At 69.1% G+C, this 23,828-nt stretch carries 23 protein-coding genes; 9 read left to right on the top strand and 14 right to left on the bottom strand.

All coding sequences use genetic code 11. From position 1 onward, the window contains the following. Positions 1-20: 20 nt before the first annotated feature. Entirely contained in the window at positions 21-527 is a 507-nt protein-coding gene (locus NFC98_RS14000; RefSeq protein ID WP_254275535.1) for a DinB family protein, read from the top strand. Positions 528-568: 41 nt separating this feature from the next. Continuing rightward, on the top strand, positions 569-1,024 hold the full coding sequence (locus NFC98_RS13995; protein ID WP_254275534.1) for a DUF302 domain-containing protein: 456 nt from the start codon (positions 569-571) through the stop codon (positions 1,022-1,024). 11 nt (positions 1,025-1,035) lie between these two features. Here NFC98_RS13995 and NFC98_RS13990 read toward each other — a convergent pair whose 3' ends face one another. The 8 genes from NFC98_RS13990 to NFC98_RS13955 form a co-directional block, all read right to left on the bottom strand. Continuing rightward, positions 1,036-1,266 carry a zf-HC2 domain-containing protein gene (locus tag NFC98_RS13990; RefSeq protein ID WP_254275533.1) on the bottom strand — a complete coding sequence of 77 codons (231 nt, stop codon included), beginning with the start codon at positions 1,264-1,266 and terminating at the stop codon, positions 1,036-1,038. Continuing rightward, positions 1,263-1,877 carry a sigma-70 family RNA polymerase sigma factor gene (locus NFC98_RS13985; RefSeq protein ID WP_254275532.1) on the bottom strand — a complete coding sequence of 205 codons (615 nt, stop codon included), beginning with the start codon at positions 1,875-1,877 and terminating at the stop codon, positions 1,263-1,265. The genes NFC98_RS13990 and NFC98_RS13985 overlap by 4 nt, the downstream gene beginning before the upstream one ends. 95 nt (positions 1,878-1,972) lie before the next feature. After that, complete coding sequence (locus NFC98_RS13980; RefSeq protein WP_254275531.1) at positions 1,973-2,593, bottom strand: TIGR04282 family arsenosugar biosynthesis glycosyltransferase; 621 nt, start codon at positions 2,591-2,593, stop codon at positions 1,973-1,975. After that, positions 2,583-3,296, bottom strand: a complete 714-nt coding sequence (locus NFC98_RS13975) for a TIGR04283 family arsenosugar biosynthesis glycosyltransferase (protein ID WP_254275530.1) — start codon at positions 3,294-3,296, stop codon at positions 2,583-2,585. Before NFC98_RS13975 ends, NFC98_RS13980 begins: the two co-directional genes overlap by 11 nt. Beyond that, a complete protein-coding gene (locus NFC98_RS13970; protein ID WP_254275529.1) occupies positions 3,293-3,922 on the bottom strand; it encodes an ATP-binding cassette domain-containing protein in 630 nt (209 codons plus the stop codon). Before NFC98_RS13970 ends, NFC98_RS13975 begins: the two co-directional genes overlap by 4 nt. After that, a complete protein-coding gene (locus NFC98_RS13965; RefSeq protein ID WP_254275528.1) occupies positions 3,919-5,613 on the bottom strand; it encodes an ABC transporter permease in 1,695 nt (564 codons plus the stop codon). Before NFC98_RS13965 ends, NFC98_RS13970 begins: the two co-directional genes overlap by 4 nt. Positions 5,614-5,628: 15 nt before the next feature. Continuing rightward, positions 5,629-6,897, bottom strand: coding sequence for an ABC transporter substrate-binding protein (locus NFC98_RS13960; RefSeq protein WP_254275527.1), 1,269 nt, complete (start codon positions 6,895-6,897; stop codon positions 5,629-5,631). A gap of 26 nt (positions 6,898-6,923) precedes the next feature. Continuing rightward, on the bottom strand, positions 6,924-8,003 hold the full coding sequence (locus NFC98_RS13955) for an aminoglycoside phosphotransferase family protein (RefSeq protein WP_254275526.1): 1,080 nt from the start codon (positions 8,001-8,003) through the stop codon (positions 6,924-6,926). Positions 8,004-8,253: 250 nt separating this feature from the next. On the opposite strand from NFC98_RS13955, the gene NFC98_RS13950 reads away from it, so the two are divergent. From NFC98_RS13950 to NFC98_RS13920, 7 genes are all read left to right on the top strand, one after another. Beyond that, a complete protein-coding gene (locus NFC98_RS13950; RefSeq protein ID WP_254275525.1) occupies positions 8,254-8,907 on the top strand; it encodes a cytochrome-c peroxidase in 654 nt (217 codons plus the stop codon). Between the two features lie 230 nt (positions 8,908-9,137). Next, the gene (locus NFC98_RS13945; RefSeq protein ID WP_254275524.1) at positions 9,138-10,688 is read left to right on the top strand and encodes a nodulation protein NfeD; all 1,551 of its coding nucleotides are present in this window, start codon (positions 9,138-9,140) and stop codon (positions 10,686-10,688) included. 77 nt (positions 10,689-10,765) lie between these two features. Further along, complete coding sequence (locus NFC98_RS13940; RefSeq protein ID WP_254275523.1) at positions 10,766-11,572, top strand: slipin family protein; 807 nt, start codon at positions 10,766-10,768, stop codon at positions 11,570-11,572. Between the two features lie 435 nt (positions 11,573-12,007). Continuing rightward, the gene (locus NFC98_RS13935; protein ID WP_254275522.1) at positions 12,008-13,498 is read left to right on the top strand and encodes a SulP family inorganic anion transporter; all 1,491 of its coding nucleotides are present in this window, start codon (positions 12,008-12,010) and stop codon (positions 13,496-13,498) included. Between the two features lies 1 nt (position 13,499). After that, positions 13,500-14,354 carry a universal stress protein gene (locus NFC98_RS13930; protein WP_254275521.1) on the top strand — a complete coding sequence of 285 codons (855 nt, stop codon included), beginning with the start codon at positions 13,500-13,502 and terminating at the stop codon, positions 14,352-14,354. Positions 14,355-14,461: 107 nt separating this feature from the next. Then, positions 14,462-14,809, top strand: a complete 348-nt coding sequence (locus NFC98_RS13925; protein WP_254275520.1) for a putative quinol monooxygenase — start codon at positions 14,462-14,464, stop codon at positions 14,807-14,809. 145 nt (positions 14,810-14,954) lie between these two features. Then, positions 14,955-15,809 (top strand): universal stress protein, encoded by an 855-nt coding sequence (locus tag NFC98_RS13920; RefSeq protein WP_254275519.1) that lies wholly within the window; start codon positions 14,955-14,957, stop codon positions 15,807-15,809. A 136-nt stretch (positions 15,810-15,945) separates the two neighbouring features. Here the strand turns inward: NFC98_RS13920 and malG are convergent, their stop codons facing one another. The 6 genes from malG to NFC98_RS13890 form a co-directional block, all read right to left on the bottom strand. Beyond that, positions 15,946-16,836 carry a maltose ABC transporter permease MalG gene (gene malG, locus NFC98_RS13915; RefSeq protein ID WP_023006208.1) on the bottom strand — a complete coding sequence of 297 codons (891 nt, stop codon included), beginning with the start codon at positions 16,834-16,836 and terminating at the stop codon, positions 15,946-15,948. Positions 16,837-16,851: 15 nt separating this feature from the next. Then, positions 16,852-18,447: a maltose ABC transporter permease MalF gene (gene malF, locus NFC98_RS13910; RefSeq protein ID WP_254275518.1), complete on the bottom strand. Its 1,596-nt coding sequence runs from the start codon at positions 18,445-18,447 to the stop codon at positions 16,852-16,854. Between the two features lie 59 nt (positions 18,448-18,506). Next, positions 18,507-19,697, bottom strand: a complete 1,191-nt coding sequence (gene malE / locus NFC98_RS13905; RefSeq protein WP_254275517.1) for a maltose/maltodextrin ABC transporter substrate-binding protein MalE — start codon at positions 19,695-19,697, stop codon at positions 18,507-18,509. Between the two features lie 183 nt (positions 19,698-19,880). Further along, positions 19,881-20,933 carry a LacI family DNA-binding transcriptional regulator gene (locus NFC98_RS13900; protein WP_254275516.1) on the bottom strand — a complete coding sequence of 351 codons (1,053 nt, stop codon included), beginning with the start codon at positions 20,931-20,933 and terminating at the stop codon, positions 19,881-19,883. Positions 20,934-21,020: 87 nt separating this feature from the next. Then, positions 21,021-22,127 carry an ABC transporter ATP-binding protein gene (locus NFC98_RS13895; RefSeq protein ID WP_254275515.1) on the bottom strand — a complete coding sequence of 369 codons (1,107 nt, stop codon included), beginning with the start codon at positions 22,125-22,127 and terminating at the stop codon, positions 21,021-21,023. A 77-nt stretch (positions 22,128-22,204) separates the two neighbouring features. Continuing rightward, positions 22,205-23,827, bottom strand: a complete 1,623-nt coding sequence (locus NFC98_RS13890; protein ID WP_254275514.1) for an alpha-glucosidase family protein — start codon at positions 23,825-23,827, stop codon at positions 22,205-22,207. Between the last annotated feature and the right edge of the window lies 1 nt (position 23,828).

Here is a 23,828-nt window from a genome sequence, read left to right as displayed (position 1 = left end):
GTCTCATCGAGGAGAACCTCATGGCGCTGTCCCAGCTCAAGGGCCTGCTGGATGACCTGACGCCTGCCGCCTACCGACAGCCCTTCGGTGCGGCCGGCCGCCATACCCTGGGCAAGCACGTTCGACACATCATCGACCACTACGATGCCCTGCTCGGCGGCCTCGAGGCCGGCGGAACGTCCCTCGACTACGAGCATCGTCGCCGTGACGAGGTGCTCGAGCAGTGGCCCGCCCGAGCCGCCCAGCGGGTCACCGATATCGAGGCCGCCCTGCTGGCGCTGGCCGACCAGACGCCCCCGGCGTCCCTGGCCCTGGCCTATCCCGTGGGCGAGGAGCCGCTGGCCCTTTCCACCAGCCTCGACCGTGAGCTGGCCTTCCTGACCAGCCACACCATCCACCACATGGCGATCCTCGGCCTGCTGGCCGAGCCGCTCGGCCTGGCACTCCCCGAGTCGTTTGGCGTTCACCCCTCGACCCTGCGGCACTGGCGTCGGGAAGCCCAGCCGGTGATGGCGGAGGGGGCATGAGGGGCACGACGCTCACTCAACACTCTTCCGGAGACATACCCATGTTCAAGACCCCCATTCTGCTGGTCGTGCTGATGTTGTCCTGGGGCGGTGCCGCCCATGCTGCCGATGACGGCGTCGAGCGCCTGACCAGCCATGATGGCATCGAGCAGGTGGACGAGCGGTTGCGGGCGGCACTTGAGGCGCGCGGCATGCGACTGGTGACGGTGGTGGATCATGCCGGCAATGCCGAGAGCGTCGAGCTGTCGCTGCCGCCGACCCGCACCTTCATCTTCGGCAACCCCGAGGTCGGTACGCCCATGATGCAATGCCAGGGGAGTCTGGCCCTGGATCTGCCCCAGAAGATGGTGATCCGAGTCGACGAGGAACGGACGCTGGTCGAGTGGAACTCTCCCCACTACCTGGCCGAGCGCCATGCGCTGAGCGACTGCGAACTCCCGCTGGACAGGGTGGCGGAAGTTCTGGAAGGCATCGCCGCAGAAGCGGCGGGAGACTGAACCGCCATGTCCTACTCCCGGCGTCCGGGTCCGCCAGTGCCGGCGCCGTCATCACCGGGCATCTCTTCGAACTCGGCCTCGAAGCGCTTCCCCACCCGATGCAGCAGAGAGAACTGACGGTCGCACTGCCGGCAGGCACCGCACATCGTCAGGTGAAAGCGCAGCGACAGGCTTTCCTGGAACGTCAAGCGGCGATCCTGCTTGAGTGACATCAGGCGGGTCGCCGCCTTGCACATCATCATGCCGTTTCCTCCTTCAGCCAGCCCTGCTGCAGGCAGGCTCGCAGCTTCAGCCGGGCGCGATGCAGAATGACCCAGCAGTTGTTTTCCCTGATACCGAGTTCCCTGCAAATCTCCTCGGTGGAGAGCCCCATCAGTTCCCGCAGCGAGAAGACCCGGGCCGTGTTGTCCGGCAGCGTGATCATGCAGGCATCGAATACCTGCCAGAAGTGCTCGTTCTCGAAGACCTGGTCCGGATCCCCCCAGCTGGCCGGCCGGGCATGGTCCTGCCAGCGCCCGTTCTCCTGGAACTGCCGGTCGATGGCATCGTCGTCGCTCTCGTCATCCAGGGGCTGCAGGCGCCCCTGACGTTTCTGGAGGCGCATCACATCGAGGATCTTGTACTTGAGGATACCGAAGACCCAGGTCTCGTAGCCTGAGCGTCCGGCGAAGCTGGCATCCTTCTCGATGGCGGCCATCAACGCCTCCTGAACGGCGTCCTCGGCCAGGGCGTTGTCCCTGAGGTGAAGCCGGGCGAAGGAGAGCAGGCGGGGCCTGACCGCCGCCAGTCGTTCCATGCGGGTGGTGGAGGCTGCCAGGGCGGCATCGTTCTCGGGAAGGGGCTCGTCGGTCATGGGCTGCAGGCTCCGGGTCAAGGCAGTGAGCACAGAGGGGGCGCCGCTCCTCATAGGGTCGGCCAGGATCGGGCGCCATGTCGATGCCGGTCGTTTTACAGCAATGCCGGACAGGCCGCCGACAGTCGGGCCAGGTCCTCGGGCCGGTCAACGTCCCAGACGGTGGCGGGGCAGGCCAGGCGCCAGCCTAGCGCCGCGATCCGTTCGCGCGTCTCGGCCATGACGCTGCCGCTACCCCAGGCGATGTCGTCGAACAGCCGTGGGTCGGGATGGCGAACGCCGATCAGGCCATAGCCCCCGTCCTCGGCGGGCAGGCAGACGGCGTCGTGGTTCTTCAGTCGCCCGGCGCAGGCCGCCAGCAGCGCGGGAGAGAGCGCCGGACAGTCGCTGCCGATGACCATGGCGGGGCCGCCCGACTGCGACAGGGCGCGATGCATCCGCTCCCCCAGGTCACCCTCGGGCTGGGGGCGCAGCATGATGCCGTGCTGTTCGGCCAGCTCGAGGAACAGCGGGTGGTCTGGGTCCAGCGCCGTCCACAGCGTGATCCGCGCGGGGGGCAGGGCGTGGCAGGCCACCGCCAGGGTTCGGCGCAGCAGTCGCGCATGGAGTCGCGCGGCTCCCACGGGGCCCAGCGCCGGGATCAGGCGGGTCTTGGCCCTGCCCGGGATCGGCGCCTTGGCGAGGATGGCGAGCGATACCGCGGCATCAGCGCACATGGCGATACTCCCTGGCCAGGCGCTCCGGCGACTCGCCCCGCCAGTAGCGCCAGCGCAGCCGCCACATCAGCCGGACGGTCGCCCAGGCTCCCTGCCGCTCCCAGCGTCGGCCGCTGCTCACCACGCGCTGGCGCAGGCAGGCGGGGGAAGAGCGACGCTTCAGCCGGCGTGACATCTCGATGTCCTCCATCAGGGGCTGCTCGGGGAAGCCCTCGACGGATTCGAACGCCTCGCGGGTCATGAACAGCGCCTGGTCGCCGGTGGCGATGCCGGTCAGCCGCGAGCGCAGGTTCATGGCCGTGGCGATGACCGGCAGCAGCGGGTGGCGCCCCGCCAGGCGGATATCGAAGCGTCCCCAGCAGTGTCGCCCTGCCAGTGCGCCGTCGACTAGGCGTTCGGCGCCGGGCGGCAGGTGGGTGTCGGCATGCAGGAACAGCAGCCGCTCGCCCCGTGCCACCCGGGCGCCGGCGTTCATCTGCAAGGCCCGCCCCCTTGGCCCGGCCAGCACCCGGTCCGCCAGGGGGGCGGCGCGCTCCCCGGAGCCGTCGCAACTTCCGCCGTCGACCACGATCAGCTCGACACCCTGGTGGCGGAGTCCCTGTAGCTCGTCCAGCAGGGCCTCGAGGGTGTCGGCCTCGTCGAGCACCGGGATGATGATGCTGAGCCGCCCGGCACGGCGCTTCGGTGAGGCGTCTAGGCTCATAGCTCGATCACCCGCCCGCCGGCGGCTTCGGCGTCGTCGCGGTCATGGGTCACCAGCAGGCTGGGCAGGCCGGCCTCGCGCAGTTGGTCGAGCACCAGCCGGCGCATCTCGCGCCGCAGGTGGGTGTCGAGCTTCGAGAAGGGCTCGTCGAGGAGCACGGCCCGGGGCGCCGACAGCAGCAGGCGCATCAGGGCTACCCGCGACTGCTGGCCGCCCGAGAGGGTCGAGGGGTCGCGGTCACCGAAGCCCGTCAGGCCGATCTGGACCAGCGCCTGCTCGATCCGGGCCGTCCTGTCCCGGGTGGCGCGGGGCAGTCCGAAGCGCAGGTTGCCCGCCACCGAGAGGTGCGGGAAGAGCAGCGGGTCCTGGAACAGCAGGCCGATGCCGCGCTGTTCCGCCGGCAGCCCGGTGAGGTCGAGGCCGTTCAGCAGCACCCGCCCCGAGGCGTGAAACGCCGGCGCCAGGAAGCCGGCCACCAGGGCCAGCAGCGTCGACTTGCCGGAGCCCGAGGGCCCCATCACGGTCAGCACCTCGCCGGGCGCGATGCGGGCATCCACCTCGACCAGCGTCTTGCCCGCCAGGGCGATGCGGATCTCCTGCAGGGTCAGGGTCTGGTGGTCGGTCATGGGGCTCCTTGCATGCCGCGGCGATTGGACCAGAGCAGCCGGGGCAGGCCCACGGCGATGACGAAGCCCACCAGCGGCAGGCTGGCCTGGACCAGGGCCCAGACCCCGATCAGTCGCCGGTTGCCGCCGCTGGCCAGGGAGACGGCCTCGGTGGTCACGGTGGGAAGGCGGCCGGCGCCTAGCAGCTGGGTCGGCAGATACTGGCCGATGCTCACTGCCAGGCCCACCGCCATGGCGGTGAGCAGCGGCGCCAGCAGCATCGGCAGCCGCACCCGCCAGAAGAGACCATTATGCGAGGCGCCCAGGGTGAGGGCCAGCCGTGCCCAGCGTGGGTCGAGACGCCGATAGGCTTCCGAGAGGGACAGGAACACATAGGGCAGCACGAACAGCAGGTGGCCGAAGATCACCAGGCCATGGGTCGGCGGTGTGCCCAGGGATTCCATGACCACGACCAGCCCGAACAGGAAGGCGATCTGCGGCACGATCAACGGCAGGTAGAGCAGGCCCATGGCCGACAGCACGCGGCCCTGGGCGGGATGGCGACCGGAACGCTGTTCGTTCTCCAGGGCCGCCAGGGTCAGGCCCAGGGCGAGCAGCGTCGAGATCGCGGCGATCACCAGCGTCGAAGTGACCGGGCCGGCCAGCGAGGGCAGGGCACGCTGCCAGTGCTGCAGGGTGACGGCCTGGGGCAGGGCGTCGGGAAAGCGCCAGAAACCGGCCAGGGAGTTGAGCGCCAGCCCGGCGATCCCCACCAGGGCGGTGGTACCGGCGAGCAGGATCAGCCCCTTGCCGGCGGCGCGCAGCACCAGATCGCCGCGGCGGCGCTGTCCGCCCTCGACCCAGCCCCGCCCCAGGCGGCGCACCAGGCGCTCCAGACACCACCAGCTGGCCAGCGCCGAGAGAGTCAAGCCCAGCTGCAGCAGCGCGCCCGCCGAGGCCATGAAGCGCCGCGACAGGTCCGGGTCGTTGAACCAGCCGAGGAGGGAGACGGCCAGCGTCGGCGGCAGGGTGGGGCCGAGGATCATGGCCACGTCGACCACCGAGGAGGCATAGGCGATCACCGCATAGACCGGCAGCCGGATCAGCGGGTAGAGCGCCGGGGCGACCACCTTCAGCCAGGCCAGCGTCGGCCGGTAGCCCAGCGAGCGCGCCATGGCCACGCGGCGCTGGGGGTCGAGCTGGGGCAGGGCCGCCAGGCTCATCAGCAGCAGGAAGGGAATCTCCTTGATCACCAGCCCCGCCATCAGCGACAGCCCCCAGGGGTCCTGGACGATGAGCGCATCCGGGGGGCGCTCCCAGCCGGTCAGTGTCGGCGAGACCAGGCGGGCCAGCAGCCCCGAGGGGGCGATCAGGAAGGCCAGCCCGAAGGCCGCCGCCGCATGGGGGATCGACAGCAGCGGCGAGACCAGGCGGCGGATCCCGTCGTCCAGGCGGCTGCCGGAGGCCCCGGCGAGGAACAGCAGCACCACGGCCAGCGACACCGCGGTGGTCACCAGGCCGCTGGCCAGGCTGATCGCCACCGACCGCGCCAGGCCCGGCTGGGCGAACAGCTCCCGCCACGGTGCGAGGCTGAAACGGTCGCCCCCCAGCGCCGGCAGGTAGCCGAAGGCGGGCAGTGCCGCCATGGCCAGTCCGGCCAGGATGGGGCCGACCAGCAGCGTGCCGATCAGCCAGGGGGCGAGTCTGAGCATGGTCCGGCCTCCGGGTCAGCGGCCGACGTAGCGCTCGCGCCAGGCGTCCTGCAGCGCCGTCATCCAGCTGGGATGGGGCTCGGGGAGGGTCTTCTCCAGGGCATCGGCAGGCAGCATGGCCGGATTCTCATCGTCCAGCACGAAGCGCTCCCGGTCCGCCTCGGGCAGGCGGGCGACGTCGAGCACGGTGCGATCGCCCCACACCGCCAGGTCCTGCTTGTGGGCCTGGGCCTCCGGGGAGAGCAGGAAGTTGGCTACCACCAGCGCGCCCGCCTTGCGTGGCGAATTGAAGGGAATGGCGACGAAATGCAGGTTGCCCAGCGTGCCCTCGTCAAGCACATAGCTGCGCACACTCTCGGGAAGCTCCAGGTCGGCGACCGCAGCGGCGGGCTCCGAGGGATAGAAGGTGAAGGCCAGCGACAGCTCGCCGTCGCCCATCAGCCGGCGCAGTTCCGGCCCGGTGGCGGGAAACTGTCGGCCGCTGCGCCACAGGTGGGGGTGCAGGGCGTCCAGGTACTCCCACAGCGGTGCGGTGACCGCGGCGAAGTCGCTCTCCGCTACCGGGGCGTAGAGGGCGGCCGGGTCGTCGGCCAGGGCGATCAGCACCTGCTTGAGAAAGGTGCTGCCGGTGAAGTCGGGGATGCGCGGATAGGTGAAGCGCCCCGGGTTGGTCTCGGCCCAGGCCAGCAGGGCCTCGATGCTGCGCGGCGGTTCCTCGACCGTGGCGCCGTCGCGCCCCAGCTCATGGCTGTCCCCAATTTCTTCACTGTCCCCAATTTCTTCACTGTCATAGTAGAAGGTGATCTGGGCCTTGCCCCAGGGCGATTCGAACCCTTCGGTGGGCAGTGTGAAGTCGGTGACCACCTCGGGGTTGTGCTCGGGGTGAGTCAGCGCAAAGTTCGGCAGCTGTTCGGCAAAGGGGCCGAACAGCAGGTCGGCCTCGCGCATGGCGGCGAAGTTCTCGCCGTTGATCCAGATCAGGTCGATGCTGCCGTCATCCCGGTTGCCGGCGGCCTTCTCGGCCAGCACTCGCGAGACCGCGGTGCCGGTGTCGTCGAGCTTCACATGCACCATCTCCAGCCCATGGCGTTCGGCCAGCTGGCGGGCTACCCATTCGAGATAGCGGTTGGTGCGGCTGTCACCGGCCCAGGCATTCCAGTAGACGGTCTGGCCGCGGGCCTCCTCGAGCACCGCCTCCCAGTCGGCGGGGTCCGGGGCGGCCTGGAGAGGACCGGTGAGCATCAGGGCCAGGGCAGGAAGCAGGGCAAGCGGGCGGAGCGGCATTCGGTCAGTCCTTGTCGGGTGGGGGATCAGTCGCCGAGGGCGAGGCGCAGGTCATCCAGTTCATGTCGCACACGGTCGATCACCGCCGGGGAGAGGTAGTGGTCGACCCGCTCGCGGACATGGGCCACCAGGGCATCGTCGCTGAGCTCGGCCGACCAGTCTTCGCCGGCGGCATCGGCATCGCGGTCCCGGCCGTGCTGTGCCTGCCACTTGGCGCACCAGGTCAGGGACCAGAGCCACATGGCCCGGCGGCAGGCCAGCAGGCTGGAAGTGTCGCCGGTGGCCCCCCCGGCGCGACGCCAGTGGCGATAGAAGTCGGTGACCTCCGCGGGGGTCAGCACGGCGCGGCTGTTCAGGTCCCAGGTGGTGGAGGTATAGAGCGTGGCGTGGGCCAGGTCGAACCCCGGCAGGCCGTAGCGGCACTTCTCCAGGTCCACCAGCACCGCCCGCCCCGAGCCGGTGACCAGGAAGTTGCCGGGGTGGGCATCGAAGCTGATCAGCCGCGGCCCTGCGCCGGGCACCTGCGGCAGCTGCTCCGGCAGGGCGGCGAGCTCGGACTCGATCCGCGCCCGTGCCTCCCGGGAGAGGCCGGCATGCCCCAGCCACTCCGCCTGTCGGGCGACCTCTTCGCGCATGGCACGCCAGGGATCGGCGGGGGCGTGGAGGGGCGGGCGGTCCGCCTCGAGGGGCACGTCCAGCCCGTGGATGGCCGCCAGCGCCTCGGCGATGGCTGGCAGGTCCTCGGGCAGGCGGGCCGGCCGGCCTCGGACCGCGCTCACCAGCAGTCCGCCCCGGGGCAGGTCCGGCCCGGGCGGCAGCACGCCATGCAGCGCCGGCGTATGGCCGCTGCGGCTGGCGTGGGCGAAGCAGGCCGCCTGGTACGCCAGGTTCTCGTCGGCCGGCAGGCCCATCTGGCTCTGCTTGGGCAGACGGGCCACCCAGTCGATGGTGTCGCGGGAAAGCCACACATGGGTATGGGCCAGGCCGGTATCGGCCATCGGGCGCATCGCGCGGATATCGGCCGTGTGACCGGCGCGAGCCAGGGCCCTGGCCAGGGCATCGTGTGCGTCGAGTCGGGTGTCCGCGCAGGAGACGGAATCCGGCATGTCGTTCCTCGGTGTCGGGAGTTCGGCGTCCCATCATGGTCGGGCGAGGCCGGCCATCCTTACAGCTCCGGTGGCATAGGGCGTTTCTGGCGGCGTGGGGGCCGTGGCCAGCCGGCGACCTGTAAGCCAGGCGGCCATCTGCCGACAGAACCTGACCGCAACGACATGCGGTGGTCCGGGCGAAGAGGCGTGTGCCTGGCCGAACGGCGCTCCGGCGTCGTCACGACTTGCCATCACGGAGGTAGCTACCATGTCACAGCATGACGATAAACGCCGCAGGCTGCTAGGACGCCTGGGGCGACAGCTGGCCTACTCGGCGCCGGTGCTCGCCCTGGTGGCGGGCGGTGTGACCCTTCATGCCACCGTCGGAGAAGATGAGACCGCGCCAGGCCTGTCGCCGTTCTCTGCCACCTCGCTGCTTTTCGCCAACGCCCATGCCGAGGCCCATGCGGAGGGAGGCGCCGAGGCGCAGGGTGAGGCCGAAGCAGAGGGTGAAGCCGAGGCCGAGGCGGGGTCTGCCGATGCCGTGCAGCGCCCGGCGGGCTATGAACCGGCCTACCGCGAGAGCGGCGAGAACCCTGCCGAGCTGCTGGCCCGGGGCGAGGAGCTCTACTACGACACCTCGCTGAGCACCAACGGGCTCTCCTGTGCCACCTGCCACGGCAGCGATGGCCAGGACATGGGCTACAACCCGACCTTCGAAGAGGCCTTCCCCCATCGGGTCGCCATGGCCGAGAACCAGTTCGGCCTGTCCGAGGTGCACGCCGACGAGATGGTGCAGATCTGCATGGTGGCGCCGATGCAGGGGAGTCCCCTGGACTGGGGGGGCGAGGCGCTGCCGTCGCTCTCGGCCTACATGGTGGAGGTCCAGCGCCGCGTGTCCGGCCAGCCCCACGACCTCTGACGTCCCCGCGGGACCTTGCGGACACCGGCGTCGCCTCGACCCGGTGTCCGTTTGCCTTTCTCACGCTTCCCCTGGTACGCCCTCCTGACCGATGACGTGACGGTCTCCCCGACGGGACCGGGCGGTTGCGGCCGGTGCCTGCCAGCACCTACGCTGATATCGGCATCGGCTGAACCAACCGCTACGCCGACACTCACACCCACTGTACGGGTCGCGCAGGGAAGATCACCATGAGCCGAGTTCATGCCGCCCTGATCGGGCGCCGCTTCCTCCTGTTCAGCCTCTTCTGCCTGGCGCTGGGCGCGTTCCTGGCGCTCTTCCAGTCGGTGGTCCAGGCCCAGCAGAACGAACGCACGGCGCTGGTGATGACCGTGGAGGGGGCCATCGGCCCCGCCACCAGCGACTACTTCCAGCGCGGCCTGCGCCGGGCCGCCGAGGGCAATGCCGAGATCGTGGTGGTGCAGATGGACACCCCCGGCGGCCTCGACGCCTCCATGCGCGACATGATCCGCACCATGCTCACCTCGCCGGTGCCGGTGGCCATCTACGTGTCGCCAAGCGGCGCCCGGGCGGCCAGCGCCGGCACCTACCTGCTCTACGGCAGCCACGTGGCGGCCATGGCTCCCTCCACCCACCTGGGGTCGGCCACGCCGGTGCAGATGGGCGGCGGCGGCCTGCCGGGCCTGGGTGGCGACGATGATGACGAAGACAGCGGCGGCGGAGCCAGGGCGGAAGAGCCCGAGGACGCCGACAGCGCCGGCGCGAACGCCGAGGCGACGGCCGAGGACGATGACACAGCGGCCGAGGGCGACGCGGAGGCATCGGCTGAGGAGCCGACGGCCGCCGTCGAGGATGAGGCGCAGGAGGCCTCCGGCGACGGCCCACGTCGCGGCGAGACGGCCATGGAGCGCAAGGTGCTGGAGGACGCCGTCTACTATATCCGCGGTCTGGCCGAACGCCACGGCCGCAACGCCGACTGGGCCGAGGAGGCGGTACGCGAGGCGGTCAACCTCACCTCCCGGGAGGCGCTGGAGAAGAACGTCATCGACGTGGTGGCCAGCGACATCGAGGACCTGCTCGAGCAGATCGACGGCCGCACGGTGGTGATGGAGCGCGGCGAGCTGACCCTTGCGACCGCGGACCTGGTGATCGAGCGCTTCGACCCCGACTGGCGCACCGAGCTGCTGTCGGTGATCACCAACCCCAACGTCGCCTATTTCCTGATGATCATCGGCTTCTACGGGTTGATCTTCGAGCTCTCCAATCCGGGCAGCCTGGTACCGGGCACCATCGGCATCATCTGCCTGCTGCTGGCCCTGTTCGCCTTCCAGGTGCTGCCGGTCAACTTCGCCGGCCTGGCGCTGATCCTGGTCGGCCTGGCGCTGATCGTGGGCGAGGCCTTGATGCCCAGTTTCGGCATATTGGGAATCGGCGGCATCGTCGCCTTCGTGTTCGGATCGGTGATTCTGATGGATGCAGACAACCTGAGTATCTCGCTGCCGATGATCGGCGGCATCGCCCTGCTGGCGGCGGTGCTGATGCTGTGGGTCATGACCCGCTTCGTGGGCCTGCGTCGGCGCCCGGCCAAGGGAGGGCAGGAGGAGCTGGTCGGCAGCGAGGCCCGGGTCCTCGAGAACTTCGAGGGCAAGGGGCACGTCCGGCTGATGGGCGAGCGCTGGAACGCTCGCAGTGACCGGCCGCTGGTCCAGGGCCAGAGGGTGCGGGTGGCGCGCGTCGACGGCCTGACCGTCGAGGTCGAGCCCCTGGAGGAAGATCGCTGAGGCGTCGCCTTCTACGCCGCAGGACTTCACGAGAACCCTTCACGCCAACCTTTTCACGCCAACCATGGAGACAGACCATGTTGATTTCCTATCTCGTACCGGTAGTGCTGCTGTTCATGCTGATCGCGGCCTCGATACGCATCCTGCCGGAGTACAAGCGGGGCGTGGTGTTCTTCCTGGGGCGCTTCCAGGGGGTCAAGGGGCCGGGCCTGATCATCATCATCCCCGGTATCCAGAAGATGGAGGTGGTCGACCTGCGGGTGATCACCATGGACGTGCCCGAGCAGGACGTGATCTCCCAGGACAACGTCACGGTGAAGGTCAACGCGGTGATCTACTTCCGGGTGGTCGACCCGGAAAGGGCGATCATCCAGGTGGAGAACTTCACCATGGCGACCAGCCAGCTGGCCCAGACCACCCTGCGTTCGGTGCTCGGCAAGCACGACCTGGACGAGATGCTCTCCGAGAGGGACAAGCTCAATGACGACATCCAGGAGATCATCGACAGCTCGGCCGAGAGCTGGGGCATCAAGGTCTCCAACGTGGAGATCAAGCACGTCGACCTCGACGAGAGCATGATCCGCGCCATCGCCCGCCAGGCCGAGGCCGAGCGCGAGCGCCGCGCCAAGGTGATCCATGCCGAGGGCGAGCTGCAGGCCTCCAAGAAGCTGGTCGAGGCGGCCAACGTCATGGCCGAGAACTCGGCGGCCCTGCAGCTGCGTTACCTGCAGACCATGAGCGACATGAGCAACAAGAACGCCTCCACCATCGTATTCCCGCTGCCCATGGATATCATGGAGGCCTTCAAGCACATGAAGGCCTCGCCGGCCGCCCAGGCCCGCACGGGGGGTGCCAAGGCGCCCGACGAGGGTGGCGCCAGCTGAGCCTTTCCCACCCATGGCCCCACGGCCGCCGGGCCGTGGCGGTTGCTGCGCTCCCGGCCCGGGGGTGCAGCTCACCCTCCGTTCTGCTAGAATCTGCGCTCTTTCCGGGAGCGGTAATCAGACTTTCGTTCAATTCGTTCCCGTCGATGTGATGCACAGCAAGGGAACCGACAGCACGTGACGACTCCCCCGGCAGGGCTGGCCACGCCGCCCTAGCGCACCCCTCCTTCTCCTTCGGTCGCGCGCCTCGTCATCGAGGCGTCACCGCATGGCGCCACCCTGTGGCCGCCGGGGCACGCCCGTGCCCGCCCCCATAGCGGCAATACCCGATGGTCCGTGACTGGACCGCACCGCCAGCGGTGCGGTCGGCGACCCGGCGTTGCCCGACAGCCCTGACGCCTGACGGCATGACACCCACCCTGACTGGAACGCAGCATGTTCGAATCGATACGACAGACCTGGTTCTCCAACGTGAAGGGCGACACCCTCGCCGGTATCGTGGTGGCCCTCGCCCTGATACCCGAGGCCATCGCCTTCTCCATCATCGCCGGCGTGGACCCCAAGGTGGGGCTCTACGCCTCCTTCTGCATCGCGGTGATCATCGCCTTCACCGGCGGTCGCCCGGGCATGATCTCGGCGGCCACCGGCGCCATGGCGCTGCTGATGGTCACTCTGGTACGCGATCACGGCCTCGAGTACCTGCTCGCCGCCACCCTGCTCACCGGGGTGCTGCAGATCATCGCGGGGTATCTCAGGCTCGCCGAGCTGATGCGCTTCGTCTCGCGCTCGGTGGTGACGGGCTTCGTCAACGCCCTGGCGATCCTGATCTTCATGGCGCAGCTTCCTGAATTAACGGGCGTGACATGGCATGTGTATGCCATGACCATCGCCGGCCTGGCGATCATCTACGGCTTCCCCTACCTGCCGAAAATCGGCAAGTCGATCCCCTCTCCGCTGGTCTGCATCGTGGTGCTCACCGCGGTCTACATGATCTCCGGCATGGAGATCAGAAGCGTCGGCGACATGGGCGAGCTGCCCGATACCCTGCCGGTCTTCCTGTGGCCGGACGTGCCGCTGAACCTCGAGACCCTGATGATCATCTTCCCCACGGCGCTAATGCTCACCGTGGTGGGCCTGCTGGAGTCGATGATGACCGCCACCATCGTTGACGACCTGACCGATACCCCGAGCGACAAGAACCGCGAGTGCAAGGGCCAGGGTATCGCCAACATCGGCTCCGGCCTGCTGGGGGGCATGGCGGGCTGCGCGATGATCGGCCAGTCGGTGATCAACGTGAAGTCCGGCGGCCGTGGGCGCCTTTCCACCCTGATCGCCGGCGTGGTGCTGCTGCTGATGGTGGTCTTCCTCTCCGAGTGGGTCTCGCAGATTCCCATGGCCGCGCTCGTCGCGGTGATGATCATGGTCTCCATCGGCACCTTCAGCTGGTCCTCGATCCGCGACCTCAGGCAGCACCCGATGAGCACCAACGTGGTGATGGTGGCCACCGTCATCGTCACCGTGGCGACCCACAACCTGGCCATCGGCGTCTTCGTCGGCGTGCTGATCGCCGCCATGAACTTCGCCAACAAGGTGGGCAACATCCTCTATATCGGTACCGAGGAAGCCGACGAGGGCAGCCGCCGCATCTACAGGGTGGTGGGCCAGGTGTTCTTCGCCTCCTCCGAGCGCTTCGGCAACGCCTTCGACTTCAAGGAGACCGTCGAGAAGGTCACCATCGACCTCTCCCGCGCCCACTTCTGGGACATCACCGCCGTGCAGACCCTGGATCGCGTGGTGATCAAGTTCCGCCGCGAGGGCACCGAGGTGGAGCTGGTAGGCCTCAACGAGGCGAGCGCCACCATCGTCGACCGCTATGCGGTGCATGACGACCCGGCCGCCGTCGAGAAACTGATGGGAGGACACTGAGATGACCGAACAGGTGATGGCCGCCATTGACGGCTCGACGTTCTCCGAAGGCGTCTGCGACGCCGCCGCCTGGGCAAGCCTCGCCCTGGAGGCGCCGCTGACCTTCCTGCACGTGAACGATAACCACGCGCCACCCGAGGAGCGCAACCTCTCCGGCAACCTGCTGGCCGGTGGGCGCGAGCGCCTGCTCGAGGAGCTCGCCCGGCTCGACGAGCAGCGCGCCAGGGTGGCCCAGGAGCAGGGCCGGCTGATGCTGAAGGCCGCCAGGGAGAGAGCCATCCAGGATGGCGTGGCGGAGCCCGGCACCCGCCAGCGCAACGGTACCCTGGTGGAGACCCTGGAAGAACTGCAGGGCGACATGCGCCTGCTGGTGATCGGCAAGCGCGGCGAGGGCGCCGAGCAGGCCAGCGGCCACCTGGGCTCCAACCTGGAGCGGGTGGTGCGCACCCTGCATCGGCCGATCCTGATGGTGCCGGCGCCCTTCGAGGCCCCGAAGAAGGTGATGCTCGCCTTCGACGGCAGCCCGACCACCCGCAAGGGCGTGGAGATGCTGGCGAAGAGCCCGCTGTTTGCGGGCATCCCGGTGCACGTGGTGATCGTCGGCGCCGAGACCGGCGACAACCGCTCCCAGCTCGACTGGGCACTCAAGACGCTGCGCGACGCGGGTCATGAGGCCGAGGGCGCTATTCGCGCCGGCGAGGTGGAGGCGACCCTGCGCGCCTACCAGGAGGAGCAGGGCATCGACCTGCTGGTGATGGGCGCCTACGGCCACTCGCGCATCCGCCACCTGCTGGTGGGCAGCACCACCACCGAGATGCTGCGCCGCGCCAGCGTACCGATCCTGCTGCTGCGCTGATCCTTTCCCGAGCCGGCCACCTCTTGCACGGTGCGCCGGCTTGTCTTGCTCACGAGGCTCCCAGGTCCCACCCGGGGCCGAGCAGCACCGTCGTTCTGGAGTGACCCATGTCCCGCAAGCTCTACTGTATCGCCAGTTTCAAGCCCAGGCCCGGCCGTGAAGAGGCCGTGTTCAGGGCCCTGCAGGCCCTGGAGCCGAACACCCATCGCGAGGATGGCTGCCTGCACTACACCGTGACCCGCCATATCGACCATCCCAATGCGCCGGGCACCAGCTACCCCATCGTCTTTCACGAGGTCTGGGCCAGCCGCGAGCTCTTCGAGGCCCACTGCAACCGGCGTGAGATCCAGGCGTTCTTCGCGACCCATGTCGAGTCGCCGGACGGTGATATCGAGGACGCCAATGTCTGCGTCTACACCGATGAGCCGTTCGACTACGACGCGCCCCGGGTGTAGGCGCGTCACTACACACCGCGCAGCGATGGCGATATGTTGGTTGCCCGGGCCGGTGACTCGTTGACCTGTGTCCTAGGCAGGCCAGCTCCCATCGGGTAGAAACGGGGTGAGGAATAACGACATACGCCAGCCAGGAAACGACACGATGACCGAACAGGTGATGGCCGCCATCGACGGCTCGAAGTTCTCGGAAGGGGTGTGCGACTTCGCCGCCTGGGCAAGCCTGGCCCTGGGGGCGCCGCTGACCTTCCTGCACGTGGTGGACAACCACCCCCAGACCGCCGAGGCCGACCTCTCCGGCAATATCGGCCTGGGGTCGCGGGAGCACCTGCTGGAGGAGCTCTCCCAGCTCGACGAGCAGCGTGCCAAGGTCGCTCAGGAGCAAGGGCGGCTGATGCTCAAGGCCGCCAGGGAGCGGGCCGTCGAGGACGGCGTGGCCGAGCCGGCCACCCGCCAGCGCAACGGTACCCTGGTGGAGACCCTCGAGGAGCTGCAGGAGGAGATCCGCCTGCTGGTGGTGGGCAAGCGCGGCGAGACGGCCCATCAGGACAGCGGCCACCTGGGCTCCAATCTGGAGCGGGTGGTGCGCACCCTGCACCGGCCGATCCTGATGGTGCCGGACACCTTCCAGGCCCCCGAGAAGGTGATGCTCGCCTTCGACGGCAGCAAGACCACCCGCAAGGGCGTGGAGATGCTGGCGAAGAGCCCGTTGTTCGCAGGCATTCCGGTGCACGTGGTGATCGTCGGCGCCGAAACCGGAGACAATCGCTCCCAGCTCGACTGGGCCCTGGCCATGCTGCGCGAGGCCGGCCACGAGGCCGAGGGGGCGATCCGCGCCGGCGAGGTGGAGGCGACCCTGCGTGCCTATCAGGAAGAGCATGGCATCGACCTGCTGGTGATGGGGGCCTATGGCCACTCGCGCATCCGCCACCTGCTGGTGGGCAGCACCACCACCGGCATGCTGCGCCGTGCGAAGGTGCCGTTGCTGCTGCTGCGCTGAGGCGACTCCCTCCCAGGCACGACCCGACGCCCCGGGCGCGAGAGCGCACGGGGCGTCGTCGCCTTCCACGCCTCGGCACGAGAAAGCCCCGGCCAGCTGGCCGGGGGCGAGCAGCGCTTCGCTCAGGACGAGGAAACTAGCCTTTCACGCCGCCGGCGGTGAGCCCGCCGATGATCCAGCGCTGGCAGACCAGGAAGGCCACGGTGATGGGCAGGCCCGAGAGTACCGCGGCGGCGGCGAAGTTGCCCCAGCGCTGGTTGTGGTCGGCCAGGTACTGCTGGGCGCCCACGGCGAGGGTCAGTTTGTGCTCGTCGACCAGCAGCACCGAGGCCATGGGATACTCCATGATGCTCATCACGAAGGCGAGGATGAAGACCACCATCAGGATCGGCACCGACAGCGGCAGCAGGATGTAGCGGAAGGCCTGCCAGGTGCTGGCGCCATCGACCATGGCGGCCTCCTCCAGGGAGCCGTCGATGGATTCGAAGTAGCCCTTGATGGTCCAGATATGCAGGGCCACCGCGCCCAGCGAGGCGACGATCAGCGCCCCGTGGGTGTTGATGCCGAGCCAGGGCACCAGCTGGCCCAGGCGATCGAACAGTGCATAGAGCGCCACCAGCGAGAGAACCGCCGGGAACATCTGGAAGATCAGCATGCCCTTGAGGATCGGCGCCTTGCCGCGGAAGCGCATGCGCGCGAAGGCGTAGGCGCTGGTGGTGGCGAGCGCCAGGATCAGCAGCGACGACACCAGCGCGACCTTCACCGAGTTCCACAGCCACAGCAGCACCGGAAAGGGGGGCTGGACCACGCTGCCGTCGGCCCGCTCCCAGGGGATGCCGAAGGCCAGGGCCCAATGCTCCAGCGAGAAGCGTTCGGGAATCAGGCTGCCGCTGGCGAAGTTGCCCTCACGGAAGGAGATCGAGATCACCAGCAGCAGCGGGAAGACGATCAGCGAGACGAAGCCGAGCAGCGCCAGGTGGGCGGCAAGCCGCCGGGCGCGAATCGAGCGGGGTTGAACCATGGCCATGACGGTATCTCCTTATCAGACCTTGACCCTGGACAGCCGCAGGTTGAGCAGCGACAGGCCGGCCACCAGCAGGAAGATCAGGGTGGCGATGGCGGCGGCCAGGCCGAAGTTCTGGCCGGCATCCTGGAAGGCGATGCGGTAGGTGTAGCTGACCAGCAGGTCGGTGGTGCCCGCCGGCGTGCTGGCGCCGAGGATGTCGGGGTTGCCGCCGGTGAGCAGGGCGATCAGGACAAAGTTGTTGAAGTTGAAGGCGAATGCGGCGATCAGCAGGGGCGTCAGTGGCCGGATGATCAGCGGCAGGGTGATCCGGAACAGGTTGGTGATCGGCCCGCCGCCGTCCACCGCCGAGGCCTCGAAGAGGTCCCGCGGGATCGACTGGATCAGCCCCATGCACAGCAGCAGCATGTAGGGGTAGCCGAGCCAGGTGTTGACCACCAGCAGCATGGAGCGGGCCAGCCAGGGATCGGTGAACCACTCCGGGCGAATGCCGAACAGGCTGTCGAGGATCATGTTCACCTCGCCGAAGTGCTGGTTGAACATCCCCTTGAAGATCAGGATCGAGATGAAGGCCGGTACCGCGTAAGGCAGGATCAGCAGCGTGCGGTAGATCGCCTTGCCGCGCAGCTGGTCCCACTGCAGCAGCGCGGCCAGCACGAAGCCCACCGCCAGGGTGAAGAGCACGGTCAGCCCGGCGAAGGCGAAGGTCCAGACGAAGATCTGCAGGAAGGGGCCGCGGATGTCGGGGTCGGCGAAGATCCGGGTGTAGTTGTCCAGGCCGACCGCCACCGGCCAGCCCGGGGTGATGGTTTCGCCGTCGTCGGTGACGAAGAAGCCGATCTGCTGGTCCGGCGTCAGCACCCGGTCGTCGCGGCGGTCGAACAGGCTGCCGTCGTCGCGGGCCTCGTAGCGGTCGAGCATCGGGGCGAAATGGCGCAGCCCCGACATGCGCAGCTCCAGGCCCTCGGGGGTGACCAGGCGCAGTCCCTGCAGGGCGCCGCGGGCGGCGATCACCTCGCGCATCGCCAGCGGTTCGGCGGCGGGGGTCCGGTCGGCGGGCTGAACGCCGATCCGGCGCTCCTCCCGGTTGGCCAGGTTGAGCGGCGGACTCGCGTAGCGCTCGGCCCCGCTCCCGGCCTCGTCCGAGAGGTCGGCCAGGTCGCCCTCGGCTTCCAGGTAGAGTCTGACGAGCTCGCCCTCGCGGTGCAGCGAGAAGCTGAAGGCGGCGCCCTCCTCCTGGTAGGTGCGCGAGAGGAGCTGCGCGCGGACCCGCTCCTCGCTGAGCAGGTTGCTCGAGCTGTAGTTGCTGAAGCTGATGCCGAAGGTGTAGACCAGCGGGAAGATCACGAAGACGCCGAGGCCTGCCACGGCGGGAAAGATGTAGCGATGGCTCATCAGGCTGCGCCGAGTGAAGACCACCGCCAGGGCGGCGCCCAGCACCAGGAAGAGCAGCGCGAACATCCATTGGCCGTTGAGGTGGAAGGCGACGACCAGCCACATCAGGCCCACGACCAGGACGGCGACCAGGGCGCGGGCCGCCCAGCGGGCGTAGCGTTCCCCGGGATGGCGCGACCGGTGTCGCGGCAGCCCCCGAGAGGCGTTGGTGGTGTACATAGCGAGTGTCCTGCGGGAGCGGCCGACGGCAGGGCCGCCGGCCGGGGTGGTGAGTCGGCTTACTGGCGCATGCGGCGGGCGGCGGCGTCCAGCGCCTCCTGCGGGGTCTGGCGGCCGCTGCCGATGTTCTGCAGCGCCGGCTCCATGGCGGCCCAGAAGGCGCCCATCTCGGGGATGTTGGGCATCGGCATGCCGATCTCGGCGTTGGCCAGGGTGGCGGCGATCGCGGGGTCCTCCGCCAGCTCCCGCTGGTAGGCCACATGGGCCACCGCGCCCAGGGTGCCGTCGCCGTTGAAGGTACGCAGCCCCGCCTCGTCGAGCAGGTAGTTCTCGAGGAACTCCACGGCCAGGAAGTCGTTGGGCGTGGCGGCGTTGATCATCGCCGTCATGACGCCGAACATCGGCCTGGCGCGCTCGTCGCCCACCCTGGGCAGCAGGGCCACGCCGTAGTCGATCCCGCTGCGCTCCAGGTTGCCCCAGGCCCAGGGCCCGCTGATCATGGTGGCCACCTCGCCGCGATTGAAGCGGGTATCCATCACGCTGTAGTCGGTGCCGCGGGGCACCACGTCCCGTTCGATCAGCTCGCGCAGCAGCTCGGCGCCCTGCAGGGCCCCCGCGTTGTTGACCCCGATGTCGCTGACGTCGAAGCCCGTCTCGGTCTGGCGGAAGGGGTAGCCGCCGTTGGCCGCCAGCAGGATCCAGCCGTAGTAGGGCTCGCTGTAGTCGAAGAGGATCGCCTTCCTGCCCTGCTCGGCCAGCTCGGCATCCAACGCCATCAGTTCGGCGAAGCTCTCCGGGGCCTCGTCGACGAGCGCCTTGTTGTAGATCAGCCCCAGCGACTCCACGGAGATCGGGTAGCCGTAGGTCTCGCCGTTCCACAGGGTGGCGTCCCAGGTGAAGTCGAAGTAGCGGCCACGGAAGTCGTCGCTCGGGGAGAGCGGTGTCAGCAGCCCGCTCTGGGCCCATTCGCCCAGGCGGTCATGGGCCCAGATCACGATGTCGGGGCCCTGTCCGCTGCCGGCGGCCTGCTGGAAGCGGTCGGTGAGGTTGTCGGGATGGACGACCTCCACCTCGACCCCGGTATCGGCGGTGAACCGGCGGCCGACCTCGCGGATGCCCTCCGGCCCCTTGTTGTCGCCCATCCAGATGGTCAGCTTGTCGGCGTCGAAGGCCACGGCGGGCAGGGCGAGGCCGCTCCCCAGGGCGGCGGCCAGCAGCGGGAACAGGAAACCACGGCATGATGGCGTCATGGGTCTGGATCCTCCAGGTTGTTGTTGTGCGGTGGCGCCCGGGTGGAGCGCCATGACGAAGGCGTCCAGCGTCGCCAATCCACCGTTCGACGTCCTCCTCCCCGGTGGGCGCAGGGGTGGCGTACGGGTGGGGCGTAGGGAGAAGGAGAAAGACGCGGGGCGGGGGCGGCAGGCCCCGTCGGCTCAGGGGCAGCTGGCGCCGATCACCAGTTCGGTGGGCAGCAGGCTGGGCTCGGCTGGGGCGAGGCCGAGGATGATGCGGGCGGCGGTGCGGCCCTTCTCGGTACTGTCCTGGCGGACCGTGGTGAGGCGCGGGGCCCGGTACTGCCCCTCGGCGATGCCGTCGAAGCCGGTGATCCGCAGGTCCTCGGGGATGCGCAGGCCGCGCTGCTCGGCCAGGGTCACGGCGGTCAGGGCGATGCGGTCGGACATGCACAGCAGCAGGTCGGGGCGCTCGTCGTCGGGTGAGTCGAGGATTGCCTCGATCACCGGGGCGCACACCTCGAAGGTGTTCTCCTCGATGTTCCACATCGGCACCCCGGCCGGGTCGATCCCGTGCTCCGCCAGGGCGCGGTGGAAGCCGGTCAGGCGCGAGCGGGTGATGGTCTGATCGGCTCCCAGCAGGGCATGGGCCGGGGTGATGCGGCCGTTGCAGGGCTCGGCGGTGAGGCGCAGGTTGACGATGGCCGGCCGCCGCGGGGGCGTCTGCAGGGCGTGACGGGCGATGGCGAGGCAGGCGGCCTCGTTGTCGACGTGGACGGTGGGGCGGCCGGCGATGTCGAAGTCCACCGAGACCAGCGATGCCTGGGCAGGCAGCCTGCCGAGCAGCGAGGGGCTCGGCATCAGGCCGTAGACGATGAAGCCGTCGGCCATGCTTGCCGAGCCCGGGATCTGGGCCTGGGTCTGGCGCGAGGAGAGCAGCAGCAGGGTGTGGCCCTGGCCGTCGAGCACCTCGGCCACCCCGGAGAGGAACTCGCTCGCCACGGCGTCGTTGAGGCTGTAGGTGAGGCTCTCGGCGAGGATCACCGCGATGATTCGCGAGCGCCCGGTGCGCAGGCTGCGCGCCTTGGCGTCGGGGCCGTGATAGCCCAGCCGGCTGGCCTCGCCGAGGATGCGCTCGCGCAGGGCGGGCGAGAGCTGGTCCGGCCGGTTGAAGGCGTTGGAGACGGTGGCGGTGGAGACCCCGAGCTCCCGGGCTAGGTCCTTCAAGGTGATGCGGCGCGTTGGTGCGGTCATGGCCTTCCCTGGTCGTTGGCGACCCGCTGACAAGGATACCGACCCTGGCCCGCGGGGGACAGGGTCGGTGCGTGCTCATGCGCCGCTTCAGGCCACGGCGCGTGCCCGGCTGGCCTTCAGGGCGCGATTGTCCGCATCGAACAGGTGCACGTGTTGCGGGTCCGGCACCAGCGCCACCCGCTGCCCCTCCTGCCAGCGGCTGGGCGCCTCGCTGCGATGGATCAGCAGGGTCTCGCCGGCCATCGGTTCCAGGTAGACGTAGACCTCGTTGCCCAGGTACTCGACGTTGACGATCTCGAAGGCGTTGTCGCCGCTGGCCGCCTCCAGGCGCAGGTGCTCGGGGCGCACGCCCAGGGTCAGCGCCGCGCCGGCGGCATGCTCGCCCGCCGCCTGGGGCAGGCTCAGCTCGCCGATGCCCTCGACCTGCACCCGGCAGCCCGCCTCGGCCTGACCGGCCAGGCTCGCCGGCATGAAGTTCATGGTCGGCGAGCCGATGAACCCCGCCACGAACTTCGTTGCCGGTCGCTGGTAGAGCTCGTGGGGGCTGCCCACCTGCTCGACGCGTCCGCCGTTGAGCACCACGATCTTGTCGGCCAGGGTCATGGCCTCCACCTGGTCGTGGGTGACATAGATCATGGTCGAGCCCAGGCGGTTGTGCAGCCGGGCGATCTCGTTGCGCATCTGCACGCGCAGCGAGGCGTCCAGGTTGGAGAGCGGCTCGTCGAACAGCAGGATGCGCGGCTCGCGGGCCATGGCGCGCCCCATGGCGACGCGCTGGCGCTGGCCGCCGGAGAGCGCCTTGGGCTTGCGGTCGAGCAGCTCCTCGAGCTGCAGGATGCGCGCCGTGGCCATCACGCGATCATCCACCGTCTCCTTGCTGGCCTTGGCCAGCTTGAGGCCGAAGGCCATGTTCTCGTAGACGGTCATGTGCGGGTAGAGGGCGTATGACTGGAAGACCATGCCCACGCCGCGCTCCCGGGGCGGCAGCTCGTTGACCACCGTCTCGCCGATGCTGAGCGTGCCGTCGCTGATCGACTCCAGCCCTGCGATCAGCCGCAGCAGGGTCGACTTGCCGCAGCCCGAGGGGCCGACGAAGACCACGAACTCGCCGTCGCCGATATCCAGGTCCACGTCCTTGATGATGTGGGTGCTGCCGAAGACCTTGTTGACCTTGTCGAGAGTGACGCTTGCCATCTGATGACTCCTTGCCGGCCCCGCGCCCCTGGCGTCCTCGTCGGGGCCGGCCTGTTGTTATGGTGAGCTGCGATCGTTCAGGATACCGCGAACCAGGCGGCCTGGTAGGCCGGCAGCCGCAGGGTGTCGCCGTCGAGGGAGGCCGTGAAGCCGTGGCCCTCCAGGGCGTGGTCGACCGCCAGCGGCAGCCGGGTCTCCCGGGGCTCGGCGGTCAGGTTGAAGAGGCAGAGGATCCGCTCGTCCGCCCCTTCGCGGACGAAGCCAAGCAGCGCGTCCCCCACGTCGACCAGGCGCAGCTCGCCGTCGAACAGCGCCGGGTGCCTGGCGCGGAACGCCAGCAGGCGGCGGGTGGCGTTGAGCACCGACGCGCTGTCGTCCTCCTGACGCGCCACCGAGAGGGCCAGGTGGTGCGCCTCCACGGGCAGCCAGGGCTCGACGCCCGGGGCGGTGAAGCCACCGCTCTCGGCATCGGTCCAGGGCATCGGGGTCCGGCAGCCGTCGCGGCCCTTGAACTCCGGCCACAGCACCTTGCCGTAGGGGTCCTGGATGCGCTCGAAGGGCACCTCGGCCTCGGGCAGGCCCAGCTCCTCGCCTTGGTAGAGGCAGACGCTGCCGCGCAGCGAGAAGAGCATCGCCAGCATCACGGCGGGGTAGGCCGTCGGGTCCTGACCGGCGCCCCAGCGGCTGGCGCTGCGCTCCACGTCGTGGTTGGAGATCGCCCAGCAGGGCCAGGCATCGCCGGCCAGGCGCTGGAAGCGCTCGATCACCTCGCGGAGATAGGCCGCCGAGTGGGGCTTGTTGAGCAGGTCGAAGGTGTAGGCCATGTGCAGCTTGTCGCCGCCGGCGGTGTACTCGGCCATGCGCTCGAGGGGGTTGTCGTCGCCGATCTCGCCGACCGTGGTGGTGCCGGGGTACTCGTCCATCAGCGCGCGCAGCTCACGCAGGAAGTCGAGGTTCTCTGGGCGGCTCAGGTCATAGACATGGCGCTGCCAGGTGTAGGGATTGGCCTCCGGGGCGCCCAGGGTCTTGGCCTCGCCCTCGGGCACCGGCGGGTTGTCGCGCAGCTCGGCGTCGTGGAAGTAGAAGTTGACGGTGTCCAGGCGGAAGCCGTCCACCCCCAGCTCCAGCCAGAAGCGCATGTTGTCCAGCTGGGCGGCCCTCACCTCCGGGTGGTGGAAGTTGAGGTCCGGCTGGCTGCTCAGGAAGTTATGCAGGTAGTACTGGCGCCGGCGCGGGTCGAAGGTCCAGGCCGGGCCGCCGAAGATCGACAGCCAGTTGTTGGGCGGCGTGCCGTCCGACTTCGGGTCGGCCCACACGTACCAGTCGGCCCTGGCATTGGTGCGATCCTGCCGGCTCTCCTGGAACCAGGGGTGCATCTCCGCGGTGTGGCTGATCACCTGGTCGATGATCACCTTCAGGCCCAGCGCATGGGCCCGGGCCAGCAACGCCTTGAAGTCCGCCAGAGTGCCGAACATCGGGTCCACGTCGCGATAGTCGCTGACGTCGTAGCCGAAGTCGCGCATCGGCGAGGTGAAGAAGGGCGACAGCCAGATCCCGTCCACGTTGAGCGAGGCCACGTAGTCGAGCTTCTCGGTGATGCCCGCCAGGTCGCCGATGCCGTCGCCGTTGGCGTCCATGAAGCTGCGTGGGTAGATCTGGTAGATGACGCCACCGCGCCACCAGAAGGTGTTGTCCTGCATG

Origin of the sequence: Halomonas sp. 3H (assembly GCF_024206005.1) — a bacterium.
GTDB lineage: Bacteria > Pseudomonadota > Gammaproteobacteria > Pseudomonadales > Halomonadaceae > Halomonas > Halomonas campaniensis.
This window is presented reverse-complemented; position numbering and strand designations above follow the sequence as displayed.

Excerpts from the sequence above, each read along its gene's own strand:
- NFC98_RS14000 (WP_254275535.1), top strand. The coding sequence starts at position 21 with ATGGCGCTGTCCCAGCTCAAGGGCCTGCTGGATGACCTGACGCCTGCC.
- NFC98_RS13995 (WP_254275534.1), top strand. The coding sequence starts at position 569 with ATGTTCAAGACCCCCATTCTGCTGGTCGTGCTGATGTTGTCCTGGGGC.
- NFC98_RS13990 (WP_254275533.1), bottom strand. The coding sequence starts at position 1,266 with ATGATGATGTGCAAGGCGGCGACCCGCCTGATGTCACTCAAGCAGGAT.
- NFC98_RS13985 (WP_254275532.1), bottom strand. The coding sequence starts at position 1,877 with ATGACCGACGAGCCCCTTCCCGAGAACGATGCCGCCCTGGCAGCCTCC.
- NFC98_RS13980 (WP_254275531.1), bottom strand. The coding sequence starts at position 2,593 with ATGTGCGCTGATGCCGCGGTATCGCTCGCCATCCTCGCCAAGGCGCCG.
- NFC98_RS13975 (WP_254275530.1), bottom strand. The coding sequence starts at position 3,296 with ATGAGCCTAGACGCCTCACCGAAGCGCCGTGCCGGGCGGCTCAGCATC.
- NFC98_RS13970 (WP_254275529.1), bottom strand. The coding sequence starts at position 3,922 with ATGACCGACCACCAGACCCTGACCCTGCAGGAGATCCGCATCGCCCTG.
- NFC98_RS13965 (WP_254275528.1), bottom strand. The coding sequence starts at position 5,613 with ATGCTCAGACTCGCCCCCTGGCTGATCGGCACGCTGCTGGTCGGCCCC.
- NFC98_RS13960 (WP_254275527.1), bottom strand. The coding sequence starts at position 6,897 with ATGCCGCTCCGCCCGCTTGCCCTGCTTCCTGCCCTGGCCCTGATGCTC.
- NFC98_RS13955 (WP_254275526.1), bottom strand. The coding sequence starts at position 8,003 with ATGCCGGATTCCGTCTCCTGCGCGGACACCCGACTCGACGCACACGAT.
- NFC98_RS13950 (WP_254275525.1), top strand. The coding sequence starts at position 8,254 with ATGTCACAGCATGACGATAAACGCCGCAGGCTGCTAGGACGCCTGGGG.
- NFC98_RS13945 (WP_254275524.1), top strand. The coding sequence starts at position 9,138 with ATGAGCCGAGTTCATGCCGCCCTGATCGGGCGCCGCTTCCTCCTGTTC.
- NFC98_RS13940 (WP_254275523.1), top strand. The coding sequence starts at position 10,766 with ATGTTGATTTCCTATCTCGTACCGGTAGTGCTGCTGTTCATGCTGATC.
- NFC98_RS13935 (WP_254275522.1), top strand. The coding sequence starts at position 12,008 with ATGTTCGAATCGATACGACAGACCTGGTTCTCCAACGTGAAGGGCGAC.
- NFC98_RS13930 (WP_254275521.1), top strand. The coding sequence starts at position 13,500 with ATGACCGAACAGGTGATGGCCGCCATTGACGGCTCGACGTTCTCCGAA.
- NFC98_RS13925 (WP_254275520.1), top strand. The coding sequence starts at position 14,462 with ATGTCCCGCAAGCTCTACTGTATCGCCAGTTTCAAGCCCAGGCCCGGC.
- NFC98_RS13920 (WP_254275519.1), top strand. The coding sequence starts at position 14,955 with ATGACCGAACAGGTGATGGCCGCCATCGACGGCTCGAAGTTCTCGGAA.
- malG (WP_023006208.1), bottom strand. The coding sequence starts at position 16,836 with ATGGCCATGGTTCAACCCCGCTCGATTCGCGCCCGGCGGCTTGCCGCC.
- malF (WP_254275518.1), bottom strand. The coding sequence starts at position 18,447 with ATGTACACCACCAACGCCTCTCGGGGGCTGCCGCGACACCGGTCGCGC.
- malE (WP_254275517.1), bottom strand. The coding sequence starts at position 19,697 with ATGACGCCATCATGCCGTGGTTTCCTGTTCCCGCTGCTGGCCGCCGCC.
- NFC98_RS13900 (WP_254275516.1), bottom strand. The coding sequence starts at position 20,933 with ATGACCGCACCAACGCGCCGCATCACCTTGAAGGACCTAGCCCGGGAG.
- NFC98_RS13895 (WP_254275515.1), bottom strand. The coding sequence starts at position 22,127 with ATGGCAAGCGTCACTCTCGACAAGGTCAACAAGGTCTTCGGCAGCACC.
- NFC98_RS13890 (WP_254275514.1), bottom strand. The coding sequence starts at position 23,827 with ATGCAGGACAACACCTTCTGGTGGCGCGGTGGCGTCATCTACCAGATC.